This is a genomic window from Thalassolituus sp. UBA675, assembly GCF_002297765.1.
Classification (GTDB): Bacteria; Pseudomonadota; Gammaproteobacteria; order Pseudomonadales; family Oceanobacteraceae; genus Thalassolituus.
In genome coordinates this window covers 1-25,206 of record NZ_DBNJ01000021.1, presented here as the reverse complement: position 1 = coordinate 25,206, position 25,206 = coordinate 1, and the positions used below count along the sequence as shown (strand labels likewise).

At 51.7% G+C, this 25,206-nt stretch carries 28 protein-coding genes; 21 read left to right on the top strand and 7 right to left on the bottom strand.

All coding sequences use genetic code 11. The features are described from left to right. Positions 1-26 precede the first annotated feature (26 nt). The 7 genes from rpmJ to B3007_RS08720 all read left to right on the top strand — a co-directional run bounded on the left by rpmJ (position 27) and on the right by B3007_RS08720 (position 5,447). The gene (gene rpmJ / locus B3007_RS08750) at positions 27-140 is read left to right on the top strand and encodes a 50S ribosomal protein L36 (protein ID WP_068440836.1); all 114 of its coding nucleotides are present in this window, start codon (positions 27-29) and stop codon (positions 138-140) included. Between the two features lie 123 nt (positions 141-263). Further along, on the top strand, positions 264-620 hold the full coding sequence (gene rpsM / locus B3007_RS08745) for a 30S ribosomal protein S13 (protein WP_068440841.1): 357 nt from the start codon (positions 264-266) through the stop codon (positions 618-620). A 78-nt stretch (positions 621-698) separates the two neighbouring features. Further along, the gene (gene rpsK / locus B3007_RS08740) at positions 699-1,088 is read left to right on the top strand and encodes a 30S ribosomal protein S11 (RefSeq protein ID WP_068443303.1); all 390 of its coding nucleotides are present in this window, start codon (positions 699-701) and stop codon (positions 1,086-1,088) included. A gap of 12 nt (positions 1,089-1,100) precedes the next feature. Further along, positions 1,101-1,721 carry a 30S ribosomal protein S4 gene (gene rpsD, locus B3007_RS08735; RefSeq protein ID WP_068441860.1) on the top strand — a complete coding sequence of 207 codons (621 nt, stop codon included), beginning with the start codon at positions 1,101-1,103 and terminating at the stop codon, positions 1,719-1,721. A 22-nt stretch (positions 1,722-1,743) separates the two neighbouring features. After that, positions 1,744-2,745, top strand: coding sequence for a DNA-directed RNA polymerase subunit alpha (locus B3007_RS08730; protein WP_068443306.1), 1,002 nt, complete (start codon positions 1,744-1,746; stop codon positions 2,743-2,745). Positions 2,746-2,764: 19 nt separating this feature from the next. Beyond that, on the top strand, positions 2,765-3,157 hold the full coding sequence (gene rplQ / locus B3007_RS08725; RefSeq protein WP_068443309.1) for a 50S ribosomal protein L17: 393 nt from the start codon (positions 2,765-2,767) through the stop codon (positions 3,155-3,157). Between the two features lie 190 nt (positions 3,158-3,347). Continuing rightward, complete coding sequence (locus tag B3007_RS08720) at positions 3,348-5,447, top strand: TonB-dependent siderophore receptor (RefSeq protein WP_301376592.1); 2,100 nt, start codon at positions 3,348-3,350, stop codon at positions 5,445-5,447. 67 nt (positions 5,448-5,514) lie between these two features. On the opposite strand, the gene B3007_RS08715 is transcribed toward B3007_RS08720, so the two are convergent. From B3007_RS08715 to B3007_RS08690, 6 genes are all read right to left on the bottom strand, one after another. Further along, positions 5,515-6,384, bottom strand: a complete 870-nt coding sequence (locus B3007_RS08715; protein WP_068442838.1) for an alpha/beta hydrolase — start codon at positions 6,382-6,384, stop codon at positions 5,515-5,517. Between the two features lie 180 nt (positions 6,385-6,564). Next, positions 6,565-7,845, bottom strand: a complete 1,281-nt coding sequence (locus B3007_RS08710) for a TRAP transporter large permease (RefSeq protein WP_068443312.1) — start codon at positions 7,843-7,845, stop codon at positions 6,565-6,567. Further along, positions 7,842-8,321 carry a TRAP transporter small permease gene (locus B3007_RS08705; protein WP_301376593.1) on the bottom strand — a complete coding sequence of 160 codons (480 nt, stop codon included), beginning with the start codon at positions 8,319-8,321 and terminating at the stop codon, positions 7,842-7,844. Before B3007_RS08705 ends, B3007_RS08710 begins: the two co-directional genes overlap by 4 nt. Further along, positions 8,321-9,313 carry a TRAP transporter substrate-binding protein DctP gene (gene dctP / locus B3007_RS08700; RefSeq protein ID WP_301376594.1) on the bottom strand — a complete coding sequence of 331 codons (993 nt, stop codon included), beginning with the start codon at positions 9,311-9,313 and terminating at the stop codon, positions 8,321-8,323. Before dctP ends, B3007_RS08705 begins: the two co-directional genes overlap by 1 nt. A gap of 7 nt (positions 9,314-9,320) precedes the next feature. After that, positions 9,321-10,154 (bottom strand): TRAP transporter TatT component family protein, encoded by an 834-nt coding sequence (locus B3007_RS08695; protein WP_301376595.1) that lies wholly within the window; start codon positions 10,152-10,154, stop codon positions 9,321-9,323. A 67-nt stretch (positions 10,155-10,221) separates the two neighbouring features. Continuing rightward, positions 10,222-13,914, bottom strand: a complete 3,693-nt coding sequence (locus B3007_RS08690) for a DUF1631 family protein (RefSeq protein WP_301376596.1) — start codon at positions 13,912-13,914, stop codon at positions 10,222-10,224. A 256-nt stretch (positions 13,915-14,170) separates the two neighbouring features. On the opposite strand from B3007_RS08690, the gene cydP reads away from it, so the two are divergent. The 12 genes from cydP to B3007_RS08630 all read left to right on the top strand — a co-directional run bounded on the left by cydP (position 14,171) and on the right by B3007_RS08630 (position 23,377). Then, a complete protein-coding gene (gene cydP / locus B3007_RS08685) occupies positions 14,171-14,374 on the top strand; it encodes a cytochrome oxidase putative small subunit CydP (RefSeq protein WP_301376597.1) in 204 nt (67 codons plus the stop codon). Further along, a complete protein-coding gene (locus B3007_RS08680) occupies positions 14,371-15,960 on the top strand; it encodes a cytochrome ubiquinol oxidase subunit I (protein ID WP_301376598.1) in 1,590 nt (529 codons plus the stop codon). The genes cydP and B3007_RS08680 overlap by 4 nt, the downstream gene beginning before the upstream one ends. Before the next feature lie 10 nt (positions 15,961-15,970). Further along, positions 15,971-17,104, top strand: a complete 1,134-nt coding sequence (cydB, locus tag B3007_RS08675; protein ID WP_301376599.1) for a cytochrome d ubiquinol oxidase subunit II — start codon at positions 15,971-15,973, stop codon at positions 17,102-17,104. Positions 17,105-17,116: 12 nt separating this feature from the next. Next, the gene (cydX, locus tag B3007_RS08670) at positions 17,117-17,239 is read left to right on the top strand and encodes a cytochrome bd-I oxidase subunit CydX (protein WP_068441844.1); all 123 of its coding nucleotides are present in this window, start codon (positions 17,117-17,119) and stop codon (positions 17,237-17,239) included. After that, positions 17,236-17,547: a cyd operon YbgE family protein gene (locus B3007_RS08665; RefSeq protein ID WP_068441841.1), complete on the top strand. Its 312-nt coding sequence runs from the start codon at positions 17,236-17,238 to the stop codon at positions 17,545-17,547. The genes cydX and B3007_RS08665 overlap by 4 nt, the downstream gene beginning before the upstream one ends. 97 nt (positions 17,548-17,644) lie before the next feature. Beyond that, complete coding sequence (locus tag B3007_RS08660; RefSeq protein WP_301376600.1) at positions 17,645-18,022, top strand: rhodanese-like domain-containing protein; 378 nt, start codon at positions 17,645-17,647, stop codon at positions 18,020-18,022. A 53-nt stretch (positions 18,023-18,075) separates the two neighbouring features. Then, complete coding sequence (locus B3007_RS08655; RefSeq protein ID WP_301376601.1) at positions 18,076-18,699, top strand: Tll0287-like domain-containing protein; 624 nt, start codon at positions 18,076-18,078, stop codon at positions 18,697-18,699. A 42-nt stretch (positions 18,700-18,741) separates the two neighbouring features. Next, positions 18,742-19,176, top strand: a complete 435-nt coding sequence (locus B3007_RS08650) for an OsmC family protein (RefSeq protein WP_301376602.1) — start codon at positions 18,742-18,744, stop codon at positions 19,174-19,176. A gap of 133 nt (positions 19,177-19,309) precedes the next feature. After that, positions 19,310-20,839, top strand: a complete 1,530-nt coding sequence (locus B3007_RS08645; RefSeq protein WP_068443338.1) for a DUF4331 domain-containing protein — start codon at positions 19,310-19,312, stop codon at positions 20,837-20,839. Between the two features lie 30 nt (positions 20,840-20,869). Further along, positions 20,870-21,127, top strand: a complete 258-nt coding sequence (locus B3007_RS08640) for a hypothetical protein (RefSeq protein WP_076517312.1) — start codon at positions 20,870-20,872, stop codon at positions 21,125-21,127. 70 nt (positions 21,128-21,197) lie between these two features. Continuing rightward, positions 21,198-22,277 (top strand): tetratricopeptide repeat protein, encoded by a 1,080-nt coding sequence (locus tag B3007_RS08635; protein ID WP_301376603.1) that lies wholly within the window; start codon positions 21,198-21,200, stop codon positions 22,275-22,277. Next, complete coding sequence (locus B3007_RS08630) at positions 22,274-23,377, top strand: HupE/UreJ family protein (RefSeq protein WP_301376604.1); 1,104 nt, start codon at positions 22,274-22,276, stop codon at positions 23,375-23,377. Before B3007_RS08635 ends, B3007_RS08630 begins: the two co-directional genes overlap by 4 nt. Positions 23,378-23,394: 17 nt before the next feature. Here the strand turns inward: B3007_RS08630 and B3007_RS08625 are convergent, their stop codons facing one another. After that, entirely contained in the window at positions 23,395-23,715 is a 321-nt protein-coding gene (locus B3007_RS08625) for a TraR/DksA family transcriptional regulator (RefSeq protein WP_301376605.1), read from the bottom strand. A 178-nt stretch (positions 23,716-23,893) separates the two neighbouring features. Here B3007_RS08625 and B3007_RS08620 point away from each other — a divergent pair, with 178 nt between their 5' ends. Further along, a complete protein-coding gene (locus B3007_RS08620; protein ID WP_301376606.1) occupies positions 23,894-24,430 on the top strand; it encodes an RNA polymerase sigma factor in 537 nt (178 codons plus the stop codon). Continuing rightward, complete coding sequence (locus tag B3007_RS08615) at positions 24,427-25,134, top strand: anti-sigma factor (protein WP_301376607.1); 708 nt, start codon at positions 24,427-24,429, stop codon at positions 25,132-25,134. The genes B3007_RS08620 and B3007_RS08615 overlap by 4 nt, the downstream gene beginning before the upstream one ends. The last annotated feature ends 72 nt before the right edge of the window (positions 25,135-25,206 follow it).

The following is a 25,206-nucleotide window of genomic DNA, read 5'->3' as shown; positions in this document are numbered from 1 at the left end:
GCGTGCACCGTATACAGGAGAACGTCATGAAAGTACGTGCATCTGTAAAGAAAATCTGCCGTGAATGCAAAATCATTCGCCGTAACGGCAGTGTGCGAGTGATCTGTACAGATCCTAAGCACAAACAGCGTCAGGGCTAATCCTCTGACGAGTCAGGTCAATCCTGACAAGGCCGGGTGGCTGAAATCAGGTCGCTTGCTTTTTAAGCAGGCGACCTGTAGTATTCGCCGCCCTTTCATTAAGTAAGTGTAACGGAGTTAGACATGGCCCGTATTGCCGGTGTCAACATTCCTGACAACAAGCATGCAGTTATTTCTCTGACCTATGTCTATGGCATTGGTAAGACGACTGCGAAGCAGATTTGTGCCTCTACTGGCATCGCTGAAGACACCAAAATTGGTGACCTGAGCGAAGATCAGCTCGATGTTGTTCGTAACGAAGTAGGTAAGTTCACAGTTGAAGGTGATCTGCGTCGCGAGACTCAGATGAACATCAAGCGTCTGATGGACATGGGTTGTTTCCGTGGTATCCGCCACCGTCGCAGTCTGCCACTTCGTGGTCAGCGTACTAAAACTAATGCACGTACCCGTAAGGGTCCGCGCAAGCCGATCCGTAAGTAATTTATTACCCGGATCTGCTCTTTTAGTGTAGCTGCATTCGACTTGTTGCAGTGTTGATATTAAAAGCAGGATTTAAAAATGGCTAAGCCACAAAGATCAACGAAGAAAAAAGTTAAAAAGACGGTCGTCGATGGCATCGCGCACATCCACGCCTCTTTTAACAATACTATCGTGACCATCACTGACCGCCAGGGTAACGCTCTCTCATGGGCAACCGCAGGTGGTTCAGGTTTCCGTGGTTCACGTAAGAGCACGCCGTTTGCCGCACAGGTTGCTGCAGAACGTGCAGGAGAAGCCGCTAAAGAGTACGGCCTGAAGAATCTGGATGTAGAGGTCAAAGGCCCTGGTCCAGGTCGTGAATCAGCTGTTCGTGCCCTGAATGCATGTGGATACAAGATCACTAACATCACTGATGTTACTCCGATCCCACATAACGGCTGTCGTCCACCTAAGAAACGTCGCGTATAAGGAGGCTCAATAATGGCACGTTATATTGGTCCTAAGTGTAAGCTCGCGCGTCGTGAAGGAACTGACCTGTTCCTGAAAAGTGGCGTCCGTGCTCTGGACACAAAATGTAAATTAGAAACCAAGCCTGGCGTTCATGGCGCTGGTCGTGGTCGTCTGTCTGACTACGGTCTGCAGCTTCGTGAGAAGCAGAAAGTCCGTCGTCTCTATGGCATCCTCGAGAAGCAGTTCCGTAGCTACTACAAAGAAGCTGCTCGTCGTAAAGGTGCAACCGGTGAAAACCTGCTGCAGCTGCTGGAATCACGTCTGGATAACGTTGTTTATCGTATGGGCTTTGGTTCTACCCGTGCTGAAGCACGTCAGCTGGTGTCTCACAAAGCAATCACTGTTAATGGTCAGTCCGTTAACATTCCTTCCTTCCAGGTTAAAGGCGGTGATGTGGTAGCTGTCCGTGAGAAGTCAAAGTCTCAGGATCGCATCAAGACTGCACTCGATCTGGCTGGTCAGCGTGCTGACTGCGGTTGGATTGATGTGAATGCCGGCAAGATGGAAGGAACTTTTAAAGCAGTTCCTGAGCGCGCTGATCTCCCAGCAGAGATCAACGAAAACCTCATCGTGGAACTTTACTCTAAGTAATAGAGGAACTTAAGGGGCAGCTATGCAGCGTGCAGTGAATGAATTTTTGACACCTCGTAACATCCAGGTGGACGAAGTATCCGGTACCCATGCCAAGGTAACACTTGAGCCGCTGGAGCGTGGTTTTGGTCATACTCTGGGTAACGCGTTACGTCGTATCCTGCTGTCGTCTATGCCAGGCGCAGCAATCACCGAATGTGAAATCGAAGGTGTACTCCATGAGTACAGCGCTATCGACGGCGTTCAGGAAGATGTAATTGAAATCCTGCTGAACCTCAAAGGTGTAGCGGTCAAATTACATGAACGTGACGAGGCGAACCTGACTCTGACCAAAGTTGGTCCGGGTACAGTGACAGCTGCTGATATTCAACTGGATCATGGTGTTGAAATTGCCAACCCAGATCACGTCATTGCCCACCTGGGTGAAGGCGCTGAACTGAAAATGACCCTTCGGATCGATTCAGGTCGTGGTTACGAGACTGTTGAAGCTCGCAATCAGAACGATGAAGAGACCAAGGCGATTGGCAAACTGCAGCTCGATGCAACTTACAGCCCGGTTAAACGTGTTTCTTACAGCGTCGAAAGCGCTCGTGTAGAACAGCGTACTGACCTGGATAAGCTGATCATCGATCTGGAGTCTGATGGCACTATCGATCCGGAAGAAGCAATCCGTCGTTCCGCGACCATCCTGCAGCAGCAGTTGGCTATCTTCGTTAACCTCGAGAACGACGAAGTCGTTGAACAGGTTCGTGAAGAAGAAGAGATCGATCCGATTCTCCTGCGTCCAGTGGACGATCTGGAGCTGACCGTTCGCTCTGCTAACTGTCTGAAGGCTGAAAACATCTACTACATTGGTGATCTGATCCAGCGCACAGAAGTTGAGCTGCTGAAGACACCTAACTTGGGTAAGAAGTCTTTGACCGAAATCAAAGACGTTCTCGCATCACGCGGACTGTCGTTGGGTATGCACCTTGAGAACTGGCCACCTGCCAGTCTCCGCAACGACGACAAAGTTCTTGCGTAAGTAGTGAAGGAATAAAACCATGCGTCATCGTAAAAGTGGTCGCCACTTCAATCGCACAAGCTCACACCGTCAGGCTATGTTTAAAAACATGGCTGTGAGCCTGTTCGAGCATGAAATCATCAAGACTACTGTGCCTAAGGCGAAGGAGCTGCGTCGTGTAGCTGAGCCACTGATCACCCTTGCTAAGGTTGATTCAGTTGCTAACCGTCGTCTGGCCTTTGCTCGCACTCGCAGCAAAGAAGCAGTAGGTAAACTGTTTACTGATCTTGGTCCTCGTTACCAGAACCGCCCTGGCGGCTACATTCGTATTATGAAATGTGGCTTCCGTGCCGGTGACAACGCGCCTATGGCGTTCGTTGAACTGGTTGACCGTCCTGTTGTTGAAGCAGAAGACGTAGTCACAGAAGACTAAGCTGATGTACTTCAGTTTAAAGAAACCCGCCTAGTGCGGGTTTTTTTGTAGGCGAATACCCTATCAAAACAAAAGCATAATACGAATGATTCGCCTTTACGATAAGGTCTCCAATCGTTAGAATCACTGCCGTTCTTATGGTGCAGACTGATTGCGCCTGAGTTTTAACTTCTCACTGAAGGCAGTAAATATGTTTAGTATTCGCACTCCACTTGCGGCCGCGATCCTGGCCACCACACTCTCTCAGCTCGTGTACGCCGAGGAAAGTTCTTCGGATCAGTCGGTAGAACTTGATGCTGTTTCAATTACTGCGGCTCGGGACGATCGGGTTTCTAAGGGCGCAATCGGCCTGCCACTCTCTCTCAAAGAGACACCTCAGTCGATTACGATTCTCGATGACGAAGCAATGGATCTTTACGACGCGTCTGGAACCAATGATGCGTTAAAAATGATGAACGGTATTGATGTTCAGGAATATGAAACAAATCGTACCTCATATAATGCACGAGGCTTTGAGATTCAGCTGACGCAGGTAGACGGTCTGGGTACCGGTAACGATTACGGTACCGTTCTGGGACAGCAGGACACTTTCTTGTTTGAACGTATTGAGTTGGTCAGGGGTGCGAATGGACTGTTAACCGGTGTTGGTAATTCATCCGGTACGATTAACTATGTGCGTAAGCGTCCGACTAATGAGGACGAAGCGGAAATTCTGTTTACGCTAGGTTCTTATAATCAGGTGCGTCTGGGCGTAGACGGTAACAAGGTGCTTACGAGTGATGGTCGCTGGGCTGGCCGTGTTGTCGCGGTTCAGGAAAACAAGAACTCCCACATTCGGGATCTTGAAACCCGTCGTACTTCTCTCTACTGGGTAGTTGATGGCCAGGTTGGTAGTAACGGCATTCTGACCTTCGGTTCAAGTTTCCAGAACAGCGAGCAGGATTCACCGATGTGGGGATCTCTTACGCTTAATTACGCTAATGGCGGTTATGCTGACTTTGATGTTTCGTCTTCGCCTTCTGCTGACTGGACCTACTGGAATTCGAAAAGCCGGAACATGTTCGTTGAGTACCTTCATGACCTCGGATCTGGTTGGGAAGCCAAAGCCAGCGTTCATGCAAACAGCTACGATGGTCAGAGTCGCCTTCTGTACGCTTACACCCTCGGCGGCGGCTTGAATGACGACAACACAGGGTTGGTGGGTTGGCCTTACGCTGGCTATACAGAAAAGTCGTCTCTCGTATTTGATGTGAACCTCTCTGGTGAGTTTGAAGCCTTCGGTAATTATCACAGTGTTCTCGTGGGTGTCAGCCAGATTGAAGATGAAAATACGACGTACAACCGTCCCGTACTGTCTGGCGGTTTTCTTCCATATCCAGCGTTTGACGACTATGACGGCGATGATTACCCAGAGCCGGAATTCGGCTTAAAAGAGAAACGCGGAGACGGTGAAAAATCACTGAGTCGTTTTTATGCTTCATCACGATTCGGTCTTTCCGATACGCTTAATCTAATCGCGGGTGTTAACGTTATTAAACTGAAGCGAGAGGGCAGCTCTATCTATGGTTCTACCACAGAGAGCACTTATTACCCGGACCTTGAAGAAGCCAGCCCTTATGCAGGACTGACGTGGGATGTCAGTGACGACCTTACCACTTATGTTTCTTATTCTGATATTTATCAGAATCAGGATAACGGCGACATCAACGGTGACTATCTTGATCCAATGAAGGGTGTGAACTATGAGGCTGGAGCAAAAGCCGAGTTCTTCAATGATCGTGTTCTCGCAACCTTTGCGGTATTCAAGGCAGAGCAGCAAGGGGTCGCGATTGTTGGTGGCCAACGTGAGGATACGACAACCTACTACGTACCAGCCGACGTAAATTCGAAAGGCTTTGAAGCAGAGATCGCCGGTGAGGTAACAGAGGAGTCTAATCTGGCCGTTGGTGTTACTCGTCTTCGTGTTACTGATGATAGTGGCGATAACACGTCTACCTGGATTCCTCGCACTGTATGGAAGGCGCGTTACGATTCGGTATTGCCGTTTGCACCGGCGGTACGTCTGGGCGCGAAGGCTACCTGGAAGTCTGATGCCTACAAAGAAAATGAAAACAAGCAGGACGCTTACATGGTGGTGGATACATTCGCAGCTTATACGTTCAATGATCAGGCGAAGCTGAAACTTAACGTAGATAATATTCTGAATGAGAAGTACGTGACGGGTATTCAGTCAGGTGCTATCTATGGTGCCCCGCGTAATGCGAACCTGACCTTCAATTACTCGTTCTGATTCAGTCGATGTAACAATAAAGAATGCTGTACTGGGCTAGCCTCAGTACAGCATTTTTTATGCAGGTTTACTGGCGCAAAAACTCGCCGATTCTATACACAGCTTTCTTTGACGGCTTCAGGAAGGCGGCGTGGAACTGGAATACATGCCACATACCTTCAGAAACCTGAAGTGTGACGTCGACCCCCGCCTCCTTCATTGCGCTCTCAGCACGGGTTGAGTCGGACAGCAGAATTTCATCAGATCCTACCTGAATCAGCGTACGCGGATATCCGCTCATGTCCCCAAACAGGGGAGATAACCCCGGTTCGTCTTTTGCTGTACTGGCGGCATACATTTCAGCTGATGAAGTCAGCCATAAAGGGTGCAGCATAGGATCGATTTTCCTGTTGCTGTCGATGGTCGGCCCGCTACAGGTCAGGTCGCACCAGGGGGACATCAGCACCATAGCATTGGGCTGGGCATAGTCAGTTTTGCTGATTGCTTCGGCTAATGCCATCGCCAGGCCACCGCCAGCGGAGTCACCCATGATGACGATATCCTGATGACGCGACAGGAGATCTGTATAGGCTGCTAAGGCATCATCAAGCGCTGCGGGGTAGGGAGCCTCAGGGGCAAGCCTGTAATCAAGAATAAAGGCCTCACGCTCAGTGCTACGCGCGATACGGGCAACCATTTCCCTGTGGCTGTCTGGTGAGCCAGTGCAATAAGCTCCCCCGTGCAAATACAGGATGGCACCGTGGCAGGGCGTTGGTGTCAGACGGCGTGTTGGGATACCGGCAAGCTCGGTATGGGATTCTTTTATTCCCCCTGGCATCGGCGTAAAGCGCAGCAGGTCGAGCCGTTTACGCTGAGTGGTGACCGGAACCCTGGGGTTCAGCTGCGATTTGACGGTCAGAGTGACCAGCCGACGCATAACAGACTGCATGATCGACATGTTATGTACCTCAAAAAAAGAGCGGGCAACCCTGAAACAGGGGCCCGCTTAAATTGGGTGCCGCTATGAAGTGGCGATCATGAACATGGCAGATGCCAATGACTTTTACTCTACGCCTGGCCTCGGTAAACAGGGGCAAGGCGCGGTAAAGAAGGGTCAGGCATTCATCATGAAATGTCGTCACTCCACAAGAAGCAGACTTAATCCCGGCCAGTAAGTAATGATCAGAACGGTTGCCAGCAGAATAAAGAAGAACGGCAAGGTCGCTCGATATAACGTCATTACTGGTTTATTAAAACGGAAACTCGCAATAAACAGGTTCATCCCGACCGGAGGAGTAAAGTATCCAAGCTGCATATTTGCCAGGAACAGTATGCCCAGGTGAATCGGGTGGATTCCGTACTGTACCGCAATTGGCAGAATAATCGGAATCATGATCACGATGGCAGAAAAAATATCCAGCATCATGCCGAGAATCAGCAGGAAGATGGTCAGCAACAACAGGAAAGTGAAACCGTCTGTGACGTGTGCCTGAATCGTATCAAAGACTTTTTCAGGGACGCCTGCATCAATCATGTAGTTGGTTGATGCCAGTGATACTGCCAGGATCAGGAGGATAGCACCAACCAGCTTCATTGAGTCTCGCATCACTACAGGTAGCTGAGTAAAGGTAATTTCCCGGCGGATAATCACGGTAACTATCAGTACATAGAAGGCAGTGATGGCTGCTGCTTCAGAAACGGCGAAGAAGCCGCCGTAGATGCCACCCAGAACGACAAACGGCAGGGGAATTTCCCATGCGCTGTCTTTGATAGCTGCCCAGGCTTCAGCGCGATCGAAGGTGTGATTCGACTTTGGCAGGTGACGCGATTGCCATGCGCTGTACATCGACAGTGCGGTGAGCATCAATAAGCCCGGCAGAATACCAGCAAGGAAGAGGTCATCGATGCTGACAGGCGTCTCCAGCGACATCTGTTGGGCAATCACACCGTACAGAATCAATGGCAGTGACGGCGCAAACAGCAGACCGAGAGAGCCTGACGTAGTTACCAGGCCGAGGTTGAAGTTCTCCCGATAACCGGCTTTCTTGAGCGCTGGAACGAGTAATGCACCCAGAGCGACGATGGTAACGCCCGATGCGCCGGTAAACGCCGTAAAGAGCGCACAGGCTGCCAGAGCGACAATGGCCAGCCCGCCGGGCATCCAGCCAAGAAAGGCATCTGTAATGCGCACCAGTCGTTGAGGCGCCTTGCTTTCACCCATCAGGTAACCAGCAAAGGTAAATAGCGGAATAGCAATCAGAACCGGCATTTCGGCAACCCGGTAAATCTCAACCGCCATCACCTGGAGATCGACCTCGGTCTGAAAGAACCCCCACATGGCTGATGCGGCAATCACAGCAAACAGAGGGGCACCCGCCAGTGCAAGTAACAGCAGGAGTGCCGTAACGAGAATACTCATGCAGTCAGTTCCTTACCGGTCGCAGCGGCGATGCCCTGAATGAAAAAACGCAGGCCCATTAAACCAAATGTAAACGGAATGATGAGTTGCAGCGGCCAGGCTGGGATATCGGCGAAGGCAATATCCTGAAATTCAAAAGCAAGTTGTACATACTGTCCTGAGTACCAGCCAACCAGGCCGCAGACGATAGCGGCGAACAACAGAGTGACGGTTGAAGCGATACGGTTCAGTGTCGGGCCGCCCAGCTTAGATATCAGGTCGATGCTGATATGTTCACGCGAGCGGGTGGCGAGTAACGCACCAAGCAGGCCAATCCAGAGCACCATGACGCGCAACAGGGGCGGAATCCATGAGACACCACCGCCAAAAATTGAGCGGGCCAGAATGTCGTAGCCCGCGAGAATAATCATCGCGAGCAGAAGCAAGACCAGCACGCTGTCTTCAAGACGGTGCAGCCACTGAACCAGTCGTTTCATTAAGGCTCCTGACGCATCTCTTCAAGACGTTGCTGTAAACGCTTAAAGACTTCAACAGGATAAATCTCTTTGCTTGCCAGTTCGTCGACAACGCCAGTCGCCAGTTCTTCCCAGGCTTGCTTGTCTTCTTCTGACAGTTCAACAAACTCGATACCATTCTGAGCCAGTGCATCGCGGGCGCCGGCTTCGTCTTTTTCGTTCTGAGCATCCATGGAGGCAAAGGCTTCGGCCATAATGCGTTTAACGACTGCTTGATCTTCGGTGCTGATTTTACGGAATGCTTTCTGATCAACGATGATGGTGCCGGTCAGGAACAGCAGCGGGAAGTCGGTCACGTAGTTCACTTTGGTGTGCCACTGCAGGGCGATGGCTGAGGAGGCATTTACTACGATGGTATCGATCAGGCCTGTTTGCAGGCTGGTATAAACATCAGAGAGAGGCAAGGAAATCGGTTCAACACCACCGTTCTCGAACGTAGTTTCACCGATCAGATCGCCTTCAGGTACCCATACTTTCTGTTTGCGGGCATCGTCAGACGTACGGATAGGTTCATCAGACATCATGTAAGCAAAGCCCGCTTCAGAAATCCCCAGAACAACGTAACCTTTTTTCGCCAGCTCGCTGACAATGTAGGGATCAAACTCTTCGCGGATAGCACGTACTTCTTCCAGTGTACGGAAAGTAAAGGGCAGGTTATAAAGCTGAGAGGCCGGTGAAATATTAATCAGTGAGCCGGTCGCAACGGCGCCGCCCTGAAGCTGGCCAATGCGCATTTTACGCAGAACACTTTTATCGCTGCCCTGAACGCCACCCGGGAAGTACTTAATTTTTACCCGGCCTTCAGTTTCCGTTTTGATGTCAGCAGCGGCCTGACGCATTACTTTCATCCAGCTGGTGCCGTCGGGCGCCAGCGTGGCTATTTTCAGTGTGGCGGCGTGTGCAGCTGGGGCAAGCAAGCTGCCCAGCAGCAGGAGGAATGCAAAAATTCTCATAGTCATCTCACTCAAAGTAATCGGCGGATTCTGCTAGTAAACGGTCAGCCTGACGCTGGGCCAGACGGTTAATAAGTGTCAGCCCTTCGGCATAAGGGTCTGCGTCAATGACCTGCTGAAGCAGATCATCGTGAAGTTCCTGCTCGAACATAAGGCGGGCATACTGTTTGGCATAAAGTACTTTCGCCATCAGGTGCTTACCGTCGCTCAGGGCGATGGCTTTCTCGAAATGCGCTTTACCGATCTCCGGCTTACCGCCAACCGACGGAGGTAATTGAGTCGTCAGTACGCCCAGGTATACCTGAACCGTGGCGTTGTCATAGCCCTCATCGTAGCTTTCAACCCACTCCATCAGATTCTTTACTTTGCTCACCTGGGCAATCGCGTTCCAGTCGCTGTTATTAGCCTGTATCCAGCCTGCCCAGGCGGCGCCGTAGGCGTAGAAAATATCGACATCGTCTTCGTCGTAATTCAGAGCCAGGCCTTTTTTCAGTTCGTCGGCTGGGCCATCAACGAGATCACAGGCATCGCTGTCGTACTCACACAATGCGCGCCTGGCGTATTCCAGCGCCTTGTCTGCCATCGATTGTGCCTGAACTTCGTCCTGAGCGAAGACGCCAGCGTAAGCACCGTAGAGTTGCGCGCCGGCCAGCAGGAATCGTTCGTTTTCAGGGTAAGTAAGGATCAGTGCATCCAGCATCAGCAGGTACGCTGGGGCGCCGTCTGCAACGACTTCCGGGTCGTCCTGATTAAGCATCGCACGAGACAGATTGTCAGGCAGCTGGGTCACAGAGCATGCACCCAGCAGAAGAGAAAGTGCGAGAACGGTAATTGATTTCATGGTGCCGTCGCCAAAAAAGTGTGTGGCGATTGTACACTGGCCAGTGGGTGGTTTCACCCGCTGGCGTTCAGACTTCGGCCATGTAGCGAAGCGGCGTTGCCTGTTGCACTGAACGCAAACCGAAATCGATTCCAATGCCGCGCAGAATTTCCCAGACGACGTCATTCTCACTGTGCTCGGCGATGGTCTTTTTCGCCATAAACTGGGCGATTTCCTGAATCGATTTGATCAGGGCATAGTCGGCGGAGCTTGAGTGCAGGCCGTCGATGAAGTTTCGGTCAATTTTCACAAAGTCGACCGGAAGTGCTTTCAGGAAATTGTATGACGACTGTCCCGTACCGAAGTCAGAGAGTACGAACTTACAACCGAGCTTCCGGACCTCGTGCATAAAGTCAGCAGCATCGGTCAGGTCGTGAATAGTGGCGGTTTCATTAAGCTCGAAACACAGTTTCTCAACAGGAACATCATGTTCGCGAGACTGCTCGGTCAGGAACTCGAGTAAGTTGTCATCGCTGAATGCGCGTCCGGATAAGCGGATGATGAAGCGTTCAATGGTTCTGGCTGTCTCTGCATTATCGTTAATCCAGGCAAGCACCTGATCGATGACCCAACGATCAATGTCGTACATGCGGTTGTAATTCTGAGCAGCTTGCAGAAATTCCTGTGGTGGTACGTCGAGCCCGTCATCTCCATCGACTGCAATTGTCACTTCATATTGAAGGATACCTTTAAACCGCGCCTGAATAGGGTCAACAGGTACGCAGAGTATATGCAGCGCATCGGCTTCCAGCGCTTTGCTCAGACGGTTGCCCCAGCTCATAAAGAGCTCGTGGCGCTCTCGTGATGCATCGTCGTACTGGTAACGGACAATCCTGCTGGAGCCTTTTTCTTTTGCCAGCTGGCTTGCGATTTCTGCGCGTTCGAGTAAGTCGGCGGCATCGGCGATGTCCGCGGATAAGGTCGCGAGCCCGATACTCACTGTCATATGGAGTGCATCATCGGTACCATCAATTTTCACCTTCTCGACCTGAGCAGATACCAGGCGAGCGCTTGCCTCTGCCTGCTCGAGATCATGCTTTTCCAGTAACACTGCAAACTCATTACTGCCAACGCGTGAGCAGAGCGCTTCCGGATAGGCTTCCTGTAGAATCGTCGCCAATGTCTGCAAGCAGGTATCGCCCAGTTCTACGCCATAGTTCTTATTGATCAGCTTGAACTGATCAATGTTAATCATTGCCAGCGTATGCCCAGACGCACTTTTCTGTGCATCGGCAACGGAGTTGGCCAGCAAGCTGAGGAAGTGCTGTCGGTTAATCAGACCTGTCAGTGGGTCGGTGTTCGCCTGTGCAGAGAGGTCGGAATAAATCTGTTGCACCAGTTTATCGATACTCTGATCGACCGGCGTTTCTTCCTGCTCATAAATCCGCTTGATTGTGCCGTCTTCCATGGCGCGGGCAAGCTCGTTAAACCGATAGTCGTGTACGCGCATCCCGGTATGGTTTACGCATGCATAGCGGGTCTGATCTGCGGCGATCCAGGCAACAGAGACAGACTGACCCGATGAAGTGAGAAGGAGGAGATCACCTACCTGCAGAGTCAGCACGCGACGGGCCCCTTTGCCGGTCACGGTTTCTTCTTCTTCCGGTTCATTGTATTCTGGCAGGTCGATGCCCTGTCCGAGATCGCCTTCTTCCAGGTGCAGTCGCGCGGCTTCCATGATTTCTTTGTACCACTGCTCATGCTGAGGAAGCGGACCGTTCAGCTGGTCGAGTTCAGAGCGTGCGAGATTGAGCAGGGGCGTGAATTTTTCCATCAGGTCTGAGCGGCCAGCATTTTTCTGACCGAACAGAATGATGACCTGACGATAGAGTTTTACGGCACCTTTAAAACGCGCACTGTCGGGGCCTTCTCTGAGCAGTAACAGGCATAGCATTTGTTGCCAGCCTTCCTGCAACCAACGGATTACGCATTCAGGCAGAGTTCGCCCTGAAGTGTCGTGGCCAATTAATGCATTGACGCGTTTGTGCGCCATATAGAGCCGATATTCACCCTCGGCAGCCTCGGCAACCCGGTCGGTGTTCTGGCGTACCTTGCGCTCGGCCGTGCCTACCAACACCTGAAGATTCTCGACCAGCTCTTCCATCTGGCGTGGCTCGCCGCCCGGATTCTCCAGAATCGGCGTGATCATTTCTTCGAGGGCCGCTTTGACACGTTTCTGGCCAGAGCTGGTTATTTTCCCGAGTCGCCCAAGGAGGTTAAAAATCAACCGGCCGGGGTGCTGCGGGTTAAACAGCAGCGATGGGTCTTCCAACATCAGGCGCAGCAACGGCCAACCAAGTTGTTCGACGCTTGGCTTAACGAACTCCGCCATACTTGGGTTATTGAGCAGGTTGCGTGTTACCTGTTCAACGGTATCGATGGCATGACGCGTATCTTCCGGGAGGCTTTTGTCCTGTTCGGCGAGTTGCTGTTCCAGTTGCTCAAGAATGTTCTGGTCACTCAGCGGCGTACTGGTATCGAGTGAGTCCACAACTTCGGAAACAGCTTCCGGTTTGGCGGCGGGAAGGCTGTTCGTCTGACCGTTAGCTTCCGCTTCTTTTTTCAGTCTCAGTGTCAGCAGCTGCTGGATGTTGGCGTAGGCCTGTTGCGCTTCACCCTGGTGGCGCTCGAAGTCGAACATAGAGTCGCCCCGGCGACCGGGATCAGAGCGACGGTTGTGCTGAACATCACCTTCCTGCGCAGCGGCTGTTGTCGATGCTGCATTATTCTCTGCCGCGCTCGCTACCGACTCCTCAATAACGACCGTTTTTGCTTTGCGGTAGCGGAAGGTAATAGGGATATTAATCTGACGGATACAGGCCTGATAGGTAGCCTTTAACAGACCAACAGTGGCTTTCTCAAAACTTTCAAACGCGAGTTCGCGTGCTTCGTGAGGTAATTCCAGTACATCGATGCAGTCGCGGAAGCCTTCTGTAACGGTGTTCGGACCAATCGGATTAAAGCAGTCTGATACATTCGCGGATGACAAAGTATCCAGAAGTTGTCTGAGTTCAAAGCTCTCCTGACTCAGGAATGACTGCAAGTGTGAGGCCGTTACTTTCGCCATCAGCCAGTCTTCGAAATCACTCTGCCGCACCAGTGACAAGGCGACCGCGCCCTCGTACTCGTCGCTTTCGTCAGTCAGCTTTGGTTCGCCTGCCAGCCAGCGCTGCAATTGATGCTCAAGAATCTGGCTGAAACGCTCATAAAACTCTTCGGCCTTCGAGCGGATCTTTGACTCCAGTTTCATCCACAACTGTTGCTCCGCCGTGTTGCGGGCAAAGTCTGCTTTGCCGTACGTCGCCTCAATGAACTCAGGCAGCCATTGGCGCGGTAAGCGTTCAATGAGGATGTTGGCTTCGTGGCCAAAAATATCGCGATAGCGGTTTCGCTGTTCGCTGGGCAACCCCTCGCCTGCACGGGTCTGATTGTATTCCTGCATATCAAGGAACAACTGGCCACCCGCTTGGTGAACGCGCACACCCAGAGCGCCGGGCTCCTGATGAACCAGATCGACTTCGGCTTTGACGGGGGTGCTCAGTTGCAACTCCAGCAGCATGGGTTCATGCTGCTCGGGTATAGGCTGGTGGGGCCAGTGGATACGCATGCCAGCGTGAGAGTAGTCCTGTATCAGGCACTCATAGCCACTTCCGTCGTTCAGAACCAGCCGTGCATTTACCTGGCTTGAAAAACGCGGATGCTTCCTTAATTCACTGGTCATACTGTTCCCTGATCTTTTAAATCCAGCTGTGCAACTGCTTCACAGTCTAGCGAGATATGGCCTGAAAGGTAATAGGTTGATTCTCTGTTGGCCCGCGACCTGGATCAATATCCGTTTCGGCCGCTCTGGCAGAATGATTGGCCGGGAATCATATATTCCAGTTGGGCTATATTCCATCTGCGGCATTATGACGCAGGCGGTCCAATGGTTCAGATGAAATAATACGGGCTCTAAATGCCCGGCTTACGGAGGCTGTGTGAAGCAACGTCGCCCGATATTCTCCATTCCACTGGTCAGGGAGCTGACAGCCGTTCTGATCATTAAGCTGGTATTGGTATTTCTTATTGCTCATTTCTTTTTTTCTGACCCTGTCATTGTCGGTGACGAAGGACAAGGCCTGCGGGAGCACTTTGGCCTGGATAAACCATCGGTATCTGACACTCAAGGAGATCCATCATGATCAGTGAAAGCGTGGTCGACCTATCGCGGTTACAGTTTGCGATTACGGCCTTTTACCATTTCCTCTTCGTCCCACTCACTCTCGGGCTGTCTTTTATCCTGGCCATTATGGAGTCTGCTTACGTTATGACGGGTAAGCAGGTTTACCAGGATATGGTGAAGTTCTGGGGTAAGTTGTTCGGTATTAACTTCGCTCTGGGCGTGACCACCGGCCTCACCATGGAGTTTCAGTTCGGTACCAACTGGGCTTACTACTCACATTACGTGGGTGACATTTTCGGAGCGCCGCTGGCCATTGAAGGCTTGATGGCATTCTTTCTTGAGTCGACATTTATTGGTCTGTTCTTTTTTGGCTGGGATCGTCTGACGAAAGTGCAGCATCTGATAGTGACCTGGCTCGTTGCGATCGGTTCGAATATGTCTGCACTCTGGATTCTGATTGCCAATGGTTGGATGCAGAACCCTGTTGGCGCCGAATTCAACTTCGATACCATGCGTATGGAGATGATGAGCTTTTCCGAGGTGATTTTTAATCCGGTCGCTCAGGTGAAGTTTGTACACACAGTGTCTGCCGGATACGTGACGGGCGCCATGTTTGTGTTGGCAATCTCGGCGTACTACATGCTGAAAAAACGTGATCTGCCTTTTGCCCGTCGCTCATTTGCGATTGCTTCAAGTTTCGGTCTGGCGTCCATTCTTTCTGTCATCGTACTGGGTGACGAATCAGGTTATGAGATCGGCGAAGTTCAGAAAGTGAAGCTGGCGGCCATTGAGGCGGAATGGGAAACCCACGAACCCCCGGCGGCATTTACCCTGTTTGGAATTCCCGATCAGGAAAATATGGAAACCGACTACGCGATTAAAATTCCGTACGCACTTGGGCTGATTGCTACCCGCTCCGTCACCGAGGAAGTAAAAGGCATTAAAGATCTCATCGCTGAACACGAAGTGCGTATTCGTAACGGTATGGTGGCGTATGATCTGCTAACCCAGATTAAAGCAGGCGACCGTTCAGAGGCTACGATTGCTGAGTTCCGGTCCCGGGTGGATGATCTGGGGTACGGGCTGCTCCTGAAAAAATACGTAGAAAATCCGGTCAATGCGACGGAAGAGCAGATCAAACTGGCGGCTCAGAATTCGATTCCAAGGGTGGCGCCAATGTTCTGGACCTTCCGGATTATGGTCGGCCTGGGCTTTATTATGCTGGTGCTGATCGGCCTTTCGTTCTACTACAGCGCGAAGGGGACGGCTGAGCGACAGAAGTACCTCCTGCGCGCATTAATTATTGCTCTGCCTGCGCCCTGGATTGCCTGTGAAATGGGATGGTTTGTGGCCGAGTTCGGTCGTCAGCCGTGGTCGATTGGTGGCATTTTGCCGACGCATCTCTCTGTATCGACCCGTTCGGTTGAAGACATCTATATGAGTCTTGCTGGCTTTATCGGTTTTTATACGCTGCTTCTGGTCGCAGAAATGTATCTGATGATCCGGTTTGCGCGTCTGGGCCCATCCAGCCTGCATACAGGGCGTTATCACTGGGAGCAGGACAGCAACACTGATTCTGTTTCGACCTCATCGGCTCAGGCGTAAGGAGATCACCATGGAATACGAACTGCTTAAAATTATCTGGTGGGTACTTATTGGTGTTCTGCTGATTGGTTTTGCTGTGACGGATGGTTTTGATATGGGCGTTGGCGCTCTGTTGAAAGTCATTGGTAAAACCGACAGCGAGCGCCGGGTAATGATGAACACGGTTGGCCCGCACTGGGATGGTAATCAGGTCTGGTTTATCACAGCAGGCGGCGCAATTTTTGCCGCGTGGCCTGTGGTTTACGCGGTCGCGTTTTCAGGTTTTTACTGGGCATTGTTGCTGGTTTTATTTGCCATGTTTTTCCGCCCCGTCGGATTTGAATATCGTTCGAAAGTACAGGACCCGCGCTGGCGCAATGCCTGGGACTGGGGGCTTACTGTCGGGGGCGCAGTACCGGCATTAGTGTTTGGTGTTGCCTTCGGTAACTTGTTGTTGGGCGTTCCTTTTACGTTAGATGAATTTATGCGGTCGACCTACACCGGTTCGTTCTGGGCGCTGCTCAATCCATTTGCGTTGTTGTGCGGTGTGGTCAGTCTGCTGATGCTGGCGATGCATGGCGGGACGTACCTGCAAATGCGCACAGCTGGGCCGGTACACGAACGTGCCCGCCGCATTTCAGTTCTGTTGGCCGTGGTGGTTGCTGTGGCCTTTGCTATTGGAGGGTTCTGGGTCAGCCAACTGGATGGGTACGTGATTAAAGCGGCGTCGAATCTCGGAGGCGTGACCACACCGTTGCAAAAAAGCGTTGAGCTTCAGGCCGCTGGCTGGCTGGATAATTATGGTCGATACCCGTGGATGCTGGTTGCACCCGTGGTGGCGTTCATCGGTCTGGCGCTTACCGCGTTGCTGAGCATGGCGAATCGCGGTGCACTGGCGTTTATCAGTAGCTCGTTTGCGGTTACCGGGATCATCTGCACGGCCGGCTTCAGTCTGTTTCCATTCCTGATGCCCTCAAGCACAGACCCATCCCATTCACTGACAATGTGGGACGTGACCTCCAGTCAGCTGACTCTGCACATTATGTTTTGGGTAGCGATGATCTTCGTGCCGATTATTCTCAGCTACACCGCCTGGGGCTATTACAAAATGTGGGGTCGCCTGACCACTGACTTTATTGAAGATAACCAATATTCAACCTACTGAGGAGCCTTGAAAATGTGGTATTTCGCATGGATTCTGGGCGTACTGCTCGCCTGTTCATTCGGCCTGATTAATGCCCTGTGGCTGGAAGTTAACGAAAACCTGGATCGCGAGCCTGATCCAGATGATGCGCCATGACGGCTCCGGTCGACTATCGTCGCTATGGCCCGCTGTATGCGGGCTGGGCGAGAGCTCTGTCGTTTCTGTTGGCGGTCGGACTGTCGGTTGCGTTACTGGCTATGCCTCAGCTAGTGGCAACCGATACGCGTGAGCTGGAGCATGGGCCTCTTTCACTCGGCCTTCTGGGGATCAGTGCAGGCTTTATTCATGGTGTGGGCTACGTACCTTTGATGGCTGTCTGGCGCTGGCTTTTCAGTCCTTATGTGGCATGGCCTCTGATGCTTTGGTGTGCCTGGTGGTGGTCTGAGGTCATCTGGGCCTGGTGATTCCGGCAAATGGTGATTCAACAGGAGAGGCTTGTTTTTGAGTATTCCTGTGTGGTTATATTGAAGAAGACAAAGCTCGTTAACTGGAGTGGTATTTATGAGTGTAATGACCCGCGATGATCTGCTTGCAGAAGCACGTGCATACGTAAACCCCGTCGAAGCCGATGCTGCACAGGCGATGTTAGACGCTGGCACTAAAGTGCTTGATGTTCGTGAACCCGCTGAATACATGATGGGACACCTGCCGGGGGCAGAGAATGTTCCCCGTGGTGTGCTCGAATTCAAAGTGGCCGATCATCCTTTGTTGGCTGATAAAGACGCTGAAATACTCCTCTATTGCAAAAATGGGGGGCGCAGTACCCTGGCGGCCCACACGCTGAAACGCATGGGGTTTTCTAACGTGAAAATGCTGGTGGGCGGCTACGATGGCTGGGAAGGGCATAAGGTAGAAACTGATCCTAGTGTTTATAAGTAAAAAAGCAGTCAGCAAAAATAGTATTTTCTCTTTCTGAATCAGTGGGTGTCATTATGGCTAGCAGATCGAAAAGCGCATTTAAAAAAGCATCGAAAAATGAAATTCTACTACCTTTGCTGCTGTCGGCTATCGGCCTGTTAAGCAGTGTCAGTGTGCAGTCTGATGGTCCCGCTGGTGATGTCTCAGAAGATTATATGGTGGTCGAAGCGCGGGCTCAGACAAAAGCCTTTGCACAGGGCCTGAAAGAAACCCTGATGCAAGGCATGAAGTCCGAAGGACCTCTGGCGGCAATCCAGCTCTGCAATACCGAGGCACCAGATATTGCTGCAGCACACAGCAAAGATGGTTGGGAGGTTGGCCGGACATCGGAGAAACTCCGTAACCCGAATAACGCGCCGGATGCATGGGAGTCCGCCGTGCTTAACTCCTTCGCGCAACGTGCAGCCGCCGGTGAACCGCTGGCGACCATGGAGGCCTCTTCGCGTGAGGGCGGTACCTTTCGTTATATGAAGGCCATTCCTGTCGGAGGGCCCTGCGTGGTCTGTCATGGTGAGCAGCTGGCTGAGCCGGTAGCTACCCGTCTCAGCGAGCTTTATCCAGAGGACAATGCGCGGGGTTATCAGCCTGGCGACCTGCGTGGGGCGTTCACTCTGACTTACACCTTTGAAAAGCAGTAACTCGTCCGGAGTTCTGATAGTCAGTAACAGGAGCTTAGAGAGATGGAACACAAAGTATCTGTCACCTGGAAGAAAGACGGCGAATTCAGTCACGAGGGCTTTGAACGACGACACGATATCGCTTTCAAGTCGCAAGTTCACCTGCCTGCCGGCGGCGCTGGTAATGATTTCGGTGCTGACCCGGAGCAGATGCTGGCGGCGGCTATGTCGAGCTGCCATATGCAAACCTTCCTCGCGTTGGCGGCTAAAAAGCGCTTAATTGTTGAGTCATATCACGATGATGCCGAAGCTGTGCTGGCACAAAGGGAAGATGGCAAATTCTACATTGCCACCCTGATCCTCCGGCCATGCGTGCAGTTTGGTGGTGATAAGGTGCCGGATCAGGCAGCCATCGATGCCATGCATGGTAAGGCGCATGAGCATTGTTTCGTCGCTAATTCGGTGCTCTCAGAGGTTGTTCTCGAGCCTGTTTATTAAAAGTTCGTGTAGTAGGTACAGGAGTAGGTCTGAGGTAAAAACGAACTTTTTTGAAAAAAATCACATCCAGTTTCTGAGCTGCCCCGTACAGGTAAATACACATTAAGTGTTTAACCTGAAATCGGGAGCAGTTATGAAAACGCACGCCACACTTCTGCTCGGTGCGATTACCGCGCTGACAGCTATGAATGCAAGCGCTTCGAGTCACCGAGAAGCACCAAACGTCACCCGCCTGCCGGCCATTGATTCTACGGACTTCTATGCGTTCCGCAGTTATGAAACCGGGCGTGAAAACTACGTGACTCTGGTTGCGAACTATATCCCGCTGCAGGACGCCTATGGCGGCCCTAATTACTTCGCGATGGACCCGAATGCTCTGTACGAGATTCACATCGATAATGATGGGGATGCCGTTGAAGACATTACTTTCCAGTTCCGTTTTCAGCAGATGCTGGGTGCTATGGGAAGCGGTGTCGCTCTGCCGATTGGCGAAGGCGAGAATCAGAAAAGCGTCGCCATTCCTCTGAAAAACTTCGGCAACGTTGATACCGATGGCAGCGCCAACTTCTACGAAACCTACAGCATCAAAAAAGTCAGCGGCGATCGTCGTACTGGTTCTGCAATCAGCCTGACCGATGGCTCTGGTGAAGCGACTTTTACTAAGCCACTCGACAATATTGGTGAGAAGTCATTTACCGACTATGAGGCTTACGCAGGCGGTTTTGTACACGACCTGACTATTCCTGGATGTGACGCGGGCGGTAAGGTATTTGTTGGCCAGCGTAAAGACCCGTTCGTCGTGAATCTGGGTAAAACATTCGACCTCGTGAATTACGTCCCTCTCGATGGTGATGGCAGTGCACAGGACGATGCAAACGACGATCTGGCAGATAAAAACGTCACCTCTATTGCTCTGGAAGTACCGATCTCGTGTGTCACTGGGTCTGGTAACGGTGTGATTGGTGCCTGGACCAGCGCCAGCCAGCAGCAGGCTCGTATTCTTAATCCAGAAGCATCTTTCGCTAAGCCAGAAGTCAATGGCGGTGCCTGGACTCAGGTATCACGCCTGGGTATGCCGCTGGTGAACGAAGTTGTCATTGGTCTGAGCGATAAAGACACCTTTAACGCCTCTGAGCCTAAAGACGATGGTCAGTTCGCAGATTACGTGACTCATCCAACCCTGCCTGCTTTGCTGGACATTCTGTTCCGTGACGCGCTGGGTGCATCAGACAACATTGCTCCATCGAATATTCCGCGTACCGACCTCGTTACTGCGTTCCTGACCGGCTTCCCTGGTGTGAACCAGCAGTCGACGGTTACCGCTTCTGAGATGGTACGTCTGAACACTGGTATCGCCGCGACAGCATCAGCTGATCAGAGCGCGTTTGGTGTCGTTGCCGGAGACCTGGCGGGCTTCCCGAATGGTCGTCGCCCGGGTGATGATGTTGTGGATATTGCACTACGTGTCGTGATGGGCGCTCTGTGTCATCCAGTCGACCTCGATGGTGACGGCAATGCGACAGATGATCTGGGTCTATGTGAGCCAGCTGATGCGCCAACGGGTGACCAGCCTTTCTCTGACCTGGCTCCGATCGATTCGACTTATGTCAGCGACACCTTCCCATACTTGCTGACGCCGCTTGCAGGTTCAGTAAACCCTTAAGGCCAGCAACTGTGAAGTAAGGAGTGTTATATGAAAACGCATCACTTATTAATGATTGGGAGCATCGTACTGTTAAGTGCATGCTCTGACAGCAGCAACAACAATTCGACCGTCGATCTTCCTGATCTTGATGACGGTGTTGCTGAGCAGACTGAAGTTCTGCTGACAGAACTGGTCGATGATATTTTTATGGCGTCTGAAAATTCAGAGCCAGTAAAAATTAACGACCTTGAAATTGTTGATGACGCAGACGAGTTCTCTTTCTCGTATCTCACTGGGGGTGAGTAACCTTTCGGGGCTGTTCTGCAGCCCCGTTTTTTCTCACCAGAAGGATAGATAATTAATCGGGTAAAATATTATGTTCAGTGGCTTACTAAAGAATCTTTGTTTCGGTATTTCTAAGACGGTTATTCTACTGCCTGTTCTCGCCACTCCGGCATTGGCTGATGTTTCCTGGTCTGAACCTGACGACAACATGGTCGTCGCTCGTTGGAGTAAAGAAGAACTGAAGCCACTGCCTCAAACACATGCACAACGCATGGATGAAATAAAAAAGCATTTTGAGCATGCCGACAAGCCTGGTGAATCATGGCGGTATGATCGTATTTACGTTCTGATGGATGGCCTTGAGTCTGAAAGTGGCGCAGTGTCTGACGTGCCTGCGGATGAGCTGACTTATTATCGAGCCCGGCTTTTACAACATCGCCATGAATTTTCCCGGGCTGCAAGTTTGCTTCAGAAAATCGATTCCGACTCCGCGTATTACAGCAGTGCACGCCTGATGATGGCACAGGTATATGGTGAGCAGAATCAAGAGAAAGCGGCACGAGAAGCTTGCGTTTCTCTTATGTTGGAGCAATCAGATCTCGCCGCCGTTTGTAGTATCGGCTTGCAAAGCACGGCGGGGTCAGCAGGCCACGGTATCCTGACTTCACTGCTCAAGCGACTGAGTCATGACAACTCACCACAAGGGCGTAGTCTCTCAGCCTGGGCGCTTTACCAGAAAAGCAAAAGCTATCTTAACGAAGGAAAGTACGCTGAAGTTGAAGCACTTTATGAGCAATGGTCAGACGACGAGCTCCTTAGCGTTGCTGACCTGGTACACCGCAGCGAAGCGTTGCTGCGAAATAAACAACCTGAAAAAGTCATGGCCCTCTTACGGGACTATGGTTTTGCCAATTATCCGGACGATGCATTAATTGTTCAACTTGCACGCGCAGAGCAACAGATCGGCAGCGCTGAGTTGTATTGGAGAGATTATGCCGAAGAGCGTATCAGCCAACGCATAAAACGCCGTGATCAGAATTACTCAGAGTTGATTTCTCTGTATTTCTCAACCGTTGGAAAAAACGCTGAAGAGCGTAATCTGAGCTGGTTGTCGCAAGTAAATAACGCACAGAAAAATCATTATGTTGCTGCACAGGGAGACCTGCTATGAGACGTTTTATTCTCCTGGTTCTGGCTCTGTTACCAACGATGGCTTTTGCTCATCAAAGCAGCACTGCACTACTGACACTCAAAGAAACAACGGATGGATTGCGTGGCTCGGTTCAATGGCAGTTGATTGACCTTGAGCAAAGCCTGCGGCTGGATCAGAATCGCGATGGTGAACTCCTCTGGGGAGAAGTGAAGGCCATGACACCGGAGATCCGGGCTTATGTCGGCCGACATCTCAAGGTTCAGCAGGGGGGCGAAGCGTGCACCCCACAGTTCAATGTTCCTCTGAGGTTTAATAATGCTCGCGGCGTTATGGCCTCGGCGATTGTTCCTGTGACGTATGTATGTGCCTCTGAAGGACGCGTCGAAGTGTCATATACCGGATTATTTTCACTGCTTCCTGAACACCGTTTATTGTGGGATCTCTCGTCTGGTGACCTGACTCGTCAGGGGGTGCTGGAATCCTCAGGTAGTTTTTCTATTAACCCGGAAATGACGACTGCACAGCTGAACCAGCAGACGTTTTCTGAGTTTTTCGTTCAGGGCATCATTCATATTCTGCTTGGCCCTGACCACGTAGCTTTCCTGCTCACCTTGCTGTTGGTCTCAGTTCTGGTGCAACAGAAGAAAGACTGGCAACCAGCAGCAGATGTGCGGACCTGTGTTAAAACCGCTCTGCTGTACGTAACTACCTTTACCATTGCCCATTCACTGACTCTGAGTGCCAGTGCCTTGGGGTGGTTAGCACTACCCGGTTATTGGGTTGAGCTGATCATCGCTGCGTCTGTGGTGGTTGCAGCGTTGCATAACCTTCGCCCTTACTTACCAGCCAGTGCGGTCGTCGTATTCCTGTTTGGTCTGGTACACGGTTTCGGCTTTGCCAGTGTGCTTGGTGAACTGACGACGGGGACAGGCAACATAGCCTGGGCCTTGTTTGGCTTTAACCTAGGTGTTGAGGCAGGGCAGGTTGCAATTACGCTGTTGGTTATGCCGATTTTGATTAGCCTGCGCCGCCTGAGCTGGTATCGTCAGGTGCTGGTGCGGTACCTTTCGGCGGCACTGGCTGCGCTTGGAAGTTACTGGGTGTTAGCGCGGATCTGACCAAGGTCAGAGACATCTCACGCGCACTCAATGCAGCGTGTGCTGTAAGGAACGGCGATCAGGCGAGCTTCGGTAATCTGATCGCCACACTGGTCACAGATGCCGTATTGACCAAGGGCGATGCGCTTCAGGGCATCACGTATGTGATCCGCTTCATGCAGCGCCTCGTCAGCGATAACGCTAAGGACTTCGTCATTGGCGGACTCCGTCGCTTGCTCTTTGAAGTCAGCAGACAGAGGTCCGTCTCGATGACTGGCGTGACGTGAGGCTTTATCTGAACGCGTTTCGAGTGCCTCTAGGCGGTCAAGAAGGTCGATGCGTATTTTCTCAATGTTCATACTTTCTCCCTATATTGGGTCTGTCAGAACCTATAAGTCCCTATCTCTCAGAATACACCCGGGGTAACCTGAAACCTTGATATGAATCATCATCAGGCACGGTGCGTAAATGCCATCTAATCTGAATGACGGAGCTATCCGTATATAGTCATAACTATCATCAAAGGAGTTATTCTGTATGGATCCAGAGTTTCAGCTACAGCTCATCAGAGCGGTGGCTCGCGGTGAGCGGCCAGCGTTCGAAGAACTGTACCAGGCGACCGGGCCCAAACTGTATGGCGTCGCCATGCAGTTGATGCGCTCGCCTGAGCGGGCCGAAGAAGCCCTACAGGAAGCATTTGTCAAAATCTGGCATAACGCCGCGGATTATCATCAGGGGCGTGGCAGTGTCATGACCTGGATGAGCAGTATCGTGCGTTATCGATGTATCGATCTGCTGAGGTCAAAGAGCGCAAAGGAGGACCGACAGGATTCTCTCGATGAAGAGGGTGCCCCGGAACTGATTGCCCCGGAGCAACCAGAGGATCCTGACAATCAGGCTCTGGAGCGTTGTATGCAAACGCTGGAAACCCATGATCTGCAGTATATTCACCTGGCTTATTATCGTGGCATGACGCACGCGGAAATTCAGGCCCACACGGGAACGCCATTGGGTACCGTGAAGAGTTGGATACGGCGCGGCCTTCAACGTCTGAAGAGGTGTCTTGAAGAATGAATTATTTAAACGACGAACGTATTGATGCACTCGCTGCAGATTATGTCATGGGTACCATGCAGGGCCAGGCTCGTCGCCGCTTTGTGCGTCTGATGCAGGCCTACCAGAAAGTACGTGAGCGAGTATGGCATTGGGAGCAGCTACTGGCGCCCATGAATGCCAGAGTCGAAGACCAACAGCCCCCTGAGCGTGTGTGGCAGGAAATCAGTCGTCGTATCGGCTTTATTGATACAACACAGACTGCCGCCAATGACGAGCCTCCGGGCAAAGGCGTGATGGCCTGGGCTGGTGGCTTTGCGACTGCCGCAGTGTTGTTAATCGGCGTGTTCCTGATGCGCCCAGATCCAACCGTTGTGCCTGGAGTCGTACCAGAAACTATGATCGAGCAGGTTGCTGTGTTTACGCAGGATGACCAGCCTCTGTGGTTGATGGAAGTCGCCGGTAATGAACTGACCGTACAGGCAACAGCTGCCGTGGAAACATCGGATCAGCATGATTATGAACTCTGGATTGTGCCCGAAGATGGCAGCGCGCCAGTATCGCTGGGTCTGATGCCAGAAAGCGGACGTATTACGCGGGCCCTTGCGGTGAATACCCACGACATTGCCATTAAAGCGGTCGCCGTCAGTCTTGAGGCGCCGGGCGGTTCTGTTACCGGAGCACCGGGCGAAGTTCTGTACGTGACTGGATTAACGATTCTGTAGTTTTAAGCAGAAGGCTGACTAAGGCGCAAAAAAAAGCCGGCACAAGGCGCCACTGCTGTCCCACAGTTTTGG

Coding starts and splice junctions, on each gene's coding strand:
- rpmJ (WP_068440836.1), top strand. CDS start 27: ATGAAAGTACGTGCATCTGTAAAGAAAATCTGCCGTGAATGCAAAATC.
- rpsM (WP_068440841.1), top strand. CDS start 264: ATGGCCCGTATTGCCGGTGTCAACATTCCTGACAACAAGCATGCAGTT.
- rpsK (WP_068443303.1), top strand. CDS start 699: ATGGCTAAGCCACAAAGATCAACGAAGAAAAAAGTTAAAAAGACGGTC.
- rpsD (WP_068441860.1), top strand. CDS start 1,101: ATGGCACGTTATATTGGTCCTAAGTGTAAGCTCGCGCGTCGTGAAGGA.
- B3007_RS08730 (WP_068443306.1), top strand. CDS start 1,744: ATGCAGCGTGCAGTGAATGAATTTTTGACACCTCGTAACATCCAGGTG.
- rplQ (WP_068443309.1), top strand. CDS start 2,765: ATGCGTCATCGTAAAAGTGGTCGCCACTTCAATCGCACAAGCTCACAC.
- B3007_RS08720 (WP_301376592.1), top strand. CDS start 3,348: ATGTTTAGTATTCGCACTCCACTTGCGGCCGCGATCCTGGCCACCACA.
- B3007_RS08715 (WP_068442838.1), bottom strand. CDS start 6,384: ATGTCGATCATGCAGTCTGTTATGCGTCGGCTGGTCACTCTGACCGTC.
- B3007_RS08710 (WP_068443312.1), bottom strand. CDS start 7,845: ATGAGTATTCTCGTTACGGCACTCCTGCTGTTACTTGCACTGGCGGGT.
- B3007_RS08705 (WP_301376593.1), bottom strand. CDS start 8,321: ATGAAACGACTGGTTCAGTGGCTGCACCGTCTTGAAGACAGCGTGCTG.
- dctP (WP_301376594.1), bottom strand. CDS start 9,313: ATGAGAATTTTTGCATTCCTCCTGCTGCTGGGCAGCTTGCTTGCCCCA.
- B3007_RS08695 (WP_301376595.1), bottom strand. CDS start 10,154: ATGAAATCAATTACCGTTCTCGCACTTTCTCTTCTGCTGGGTGCATGC.
- B3007_RS08690 (WP_301376596.1), bottom strand. CDS start 13,914: ATGACCAGTGAATTAAGGAAGCATCCGCGTTTTTCAAGCCAGGTAAAT.
- B3007_RS08680 (WP_301376598.1), top strand. CDS start 14,371: ATGATCAGTGAAAGCGTGGTCGACCTATCGCGGTTACAGTTTGCGATT.
- cydB (WP_301376599.1), top strand. CDS start 15,971: ATGGAATACGAACTGCTTAAAATTATCTGGTGGGTACTTATTGGTGTT.
- cydX (WP_068441844.1), top strand. CDS start 17,117: ATGTGGTATTTCGCATGGATTCTGGGCGTACTGCTCGCCTGTTCATTC.
- B3007_RS08665 (WP_068441841.1), top strand. CDS start 17,236: ATGACGGCTCCGGTCGACTATCGTCGCTATGGCCCGCTGTATGCGGGC.
- B3007_RS08660 (WP_301376600.1), top strand. CDS start 17,645: ATGAGTGTAATGACCCGCGATGATCTGCTTGCAGAAGCACGTGCATAC.
- B3007_RS08655 (WP_301376601.1), top strand. CDS start 18,076: ATGGCTAGCAGATCGAAAAGCGCATTTAAAAAAGCATCGAAAAATGAA.
- B3007_RS08650 (WP_301376602.1), top strand. CDS start 18,742: ATGGAACACAAAGTATCTGTCACCTGGAAGAAAGACGGCGAATTCAGT.
- B3007_RS08645 (WP_068443338.1), top strand. CDS start 19,310: ATGAAAACGCACGCCACACTTCTGCTCGGTGCGATTACCGCGCTGACA.
- B3007_RS08640 (WP_076517312.1), top strand. CDS start 20,870: ATGAAAACGCATCACTTATTAATGATTGGGAGCATCGTACTGTTAAGT.
- B3007_RS08635 (WP_301376603.1), top strand. CDS start 21,198: ATGTTCAGTGGCTTACTAAAGAATCTTTGTTTCGGTATTTCTAAGACG.
- B3007_RS08630 (WP_301376604.1), top strand. CDS start 22,274: ATGAGACGTTTTATTCTCCTGGTTCTGGCTCTGTTACCAACGATGGCT.
- B3007_RS08625 (WP_301376605.1), bottom strand. CDS start 23,715: ATGAACATTGAGAAAATACGCATCGACCTTCTTGACCGCCTAGAGGCA.
- B3007_RS08620 (WP_301376606.1), top strand. CDS start 23,894: ATGGATCCAGAGTTTCAGCTACAGCTCATCAGAGCGGTGGCTCGCGGT.
- B3007_RS08615 (WP_301376607.1), top strand. CDS start 24,427: ATGAATTATTTAAACGACGAACGTATTGATGCACTCGCTGCAGATTAT.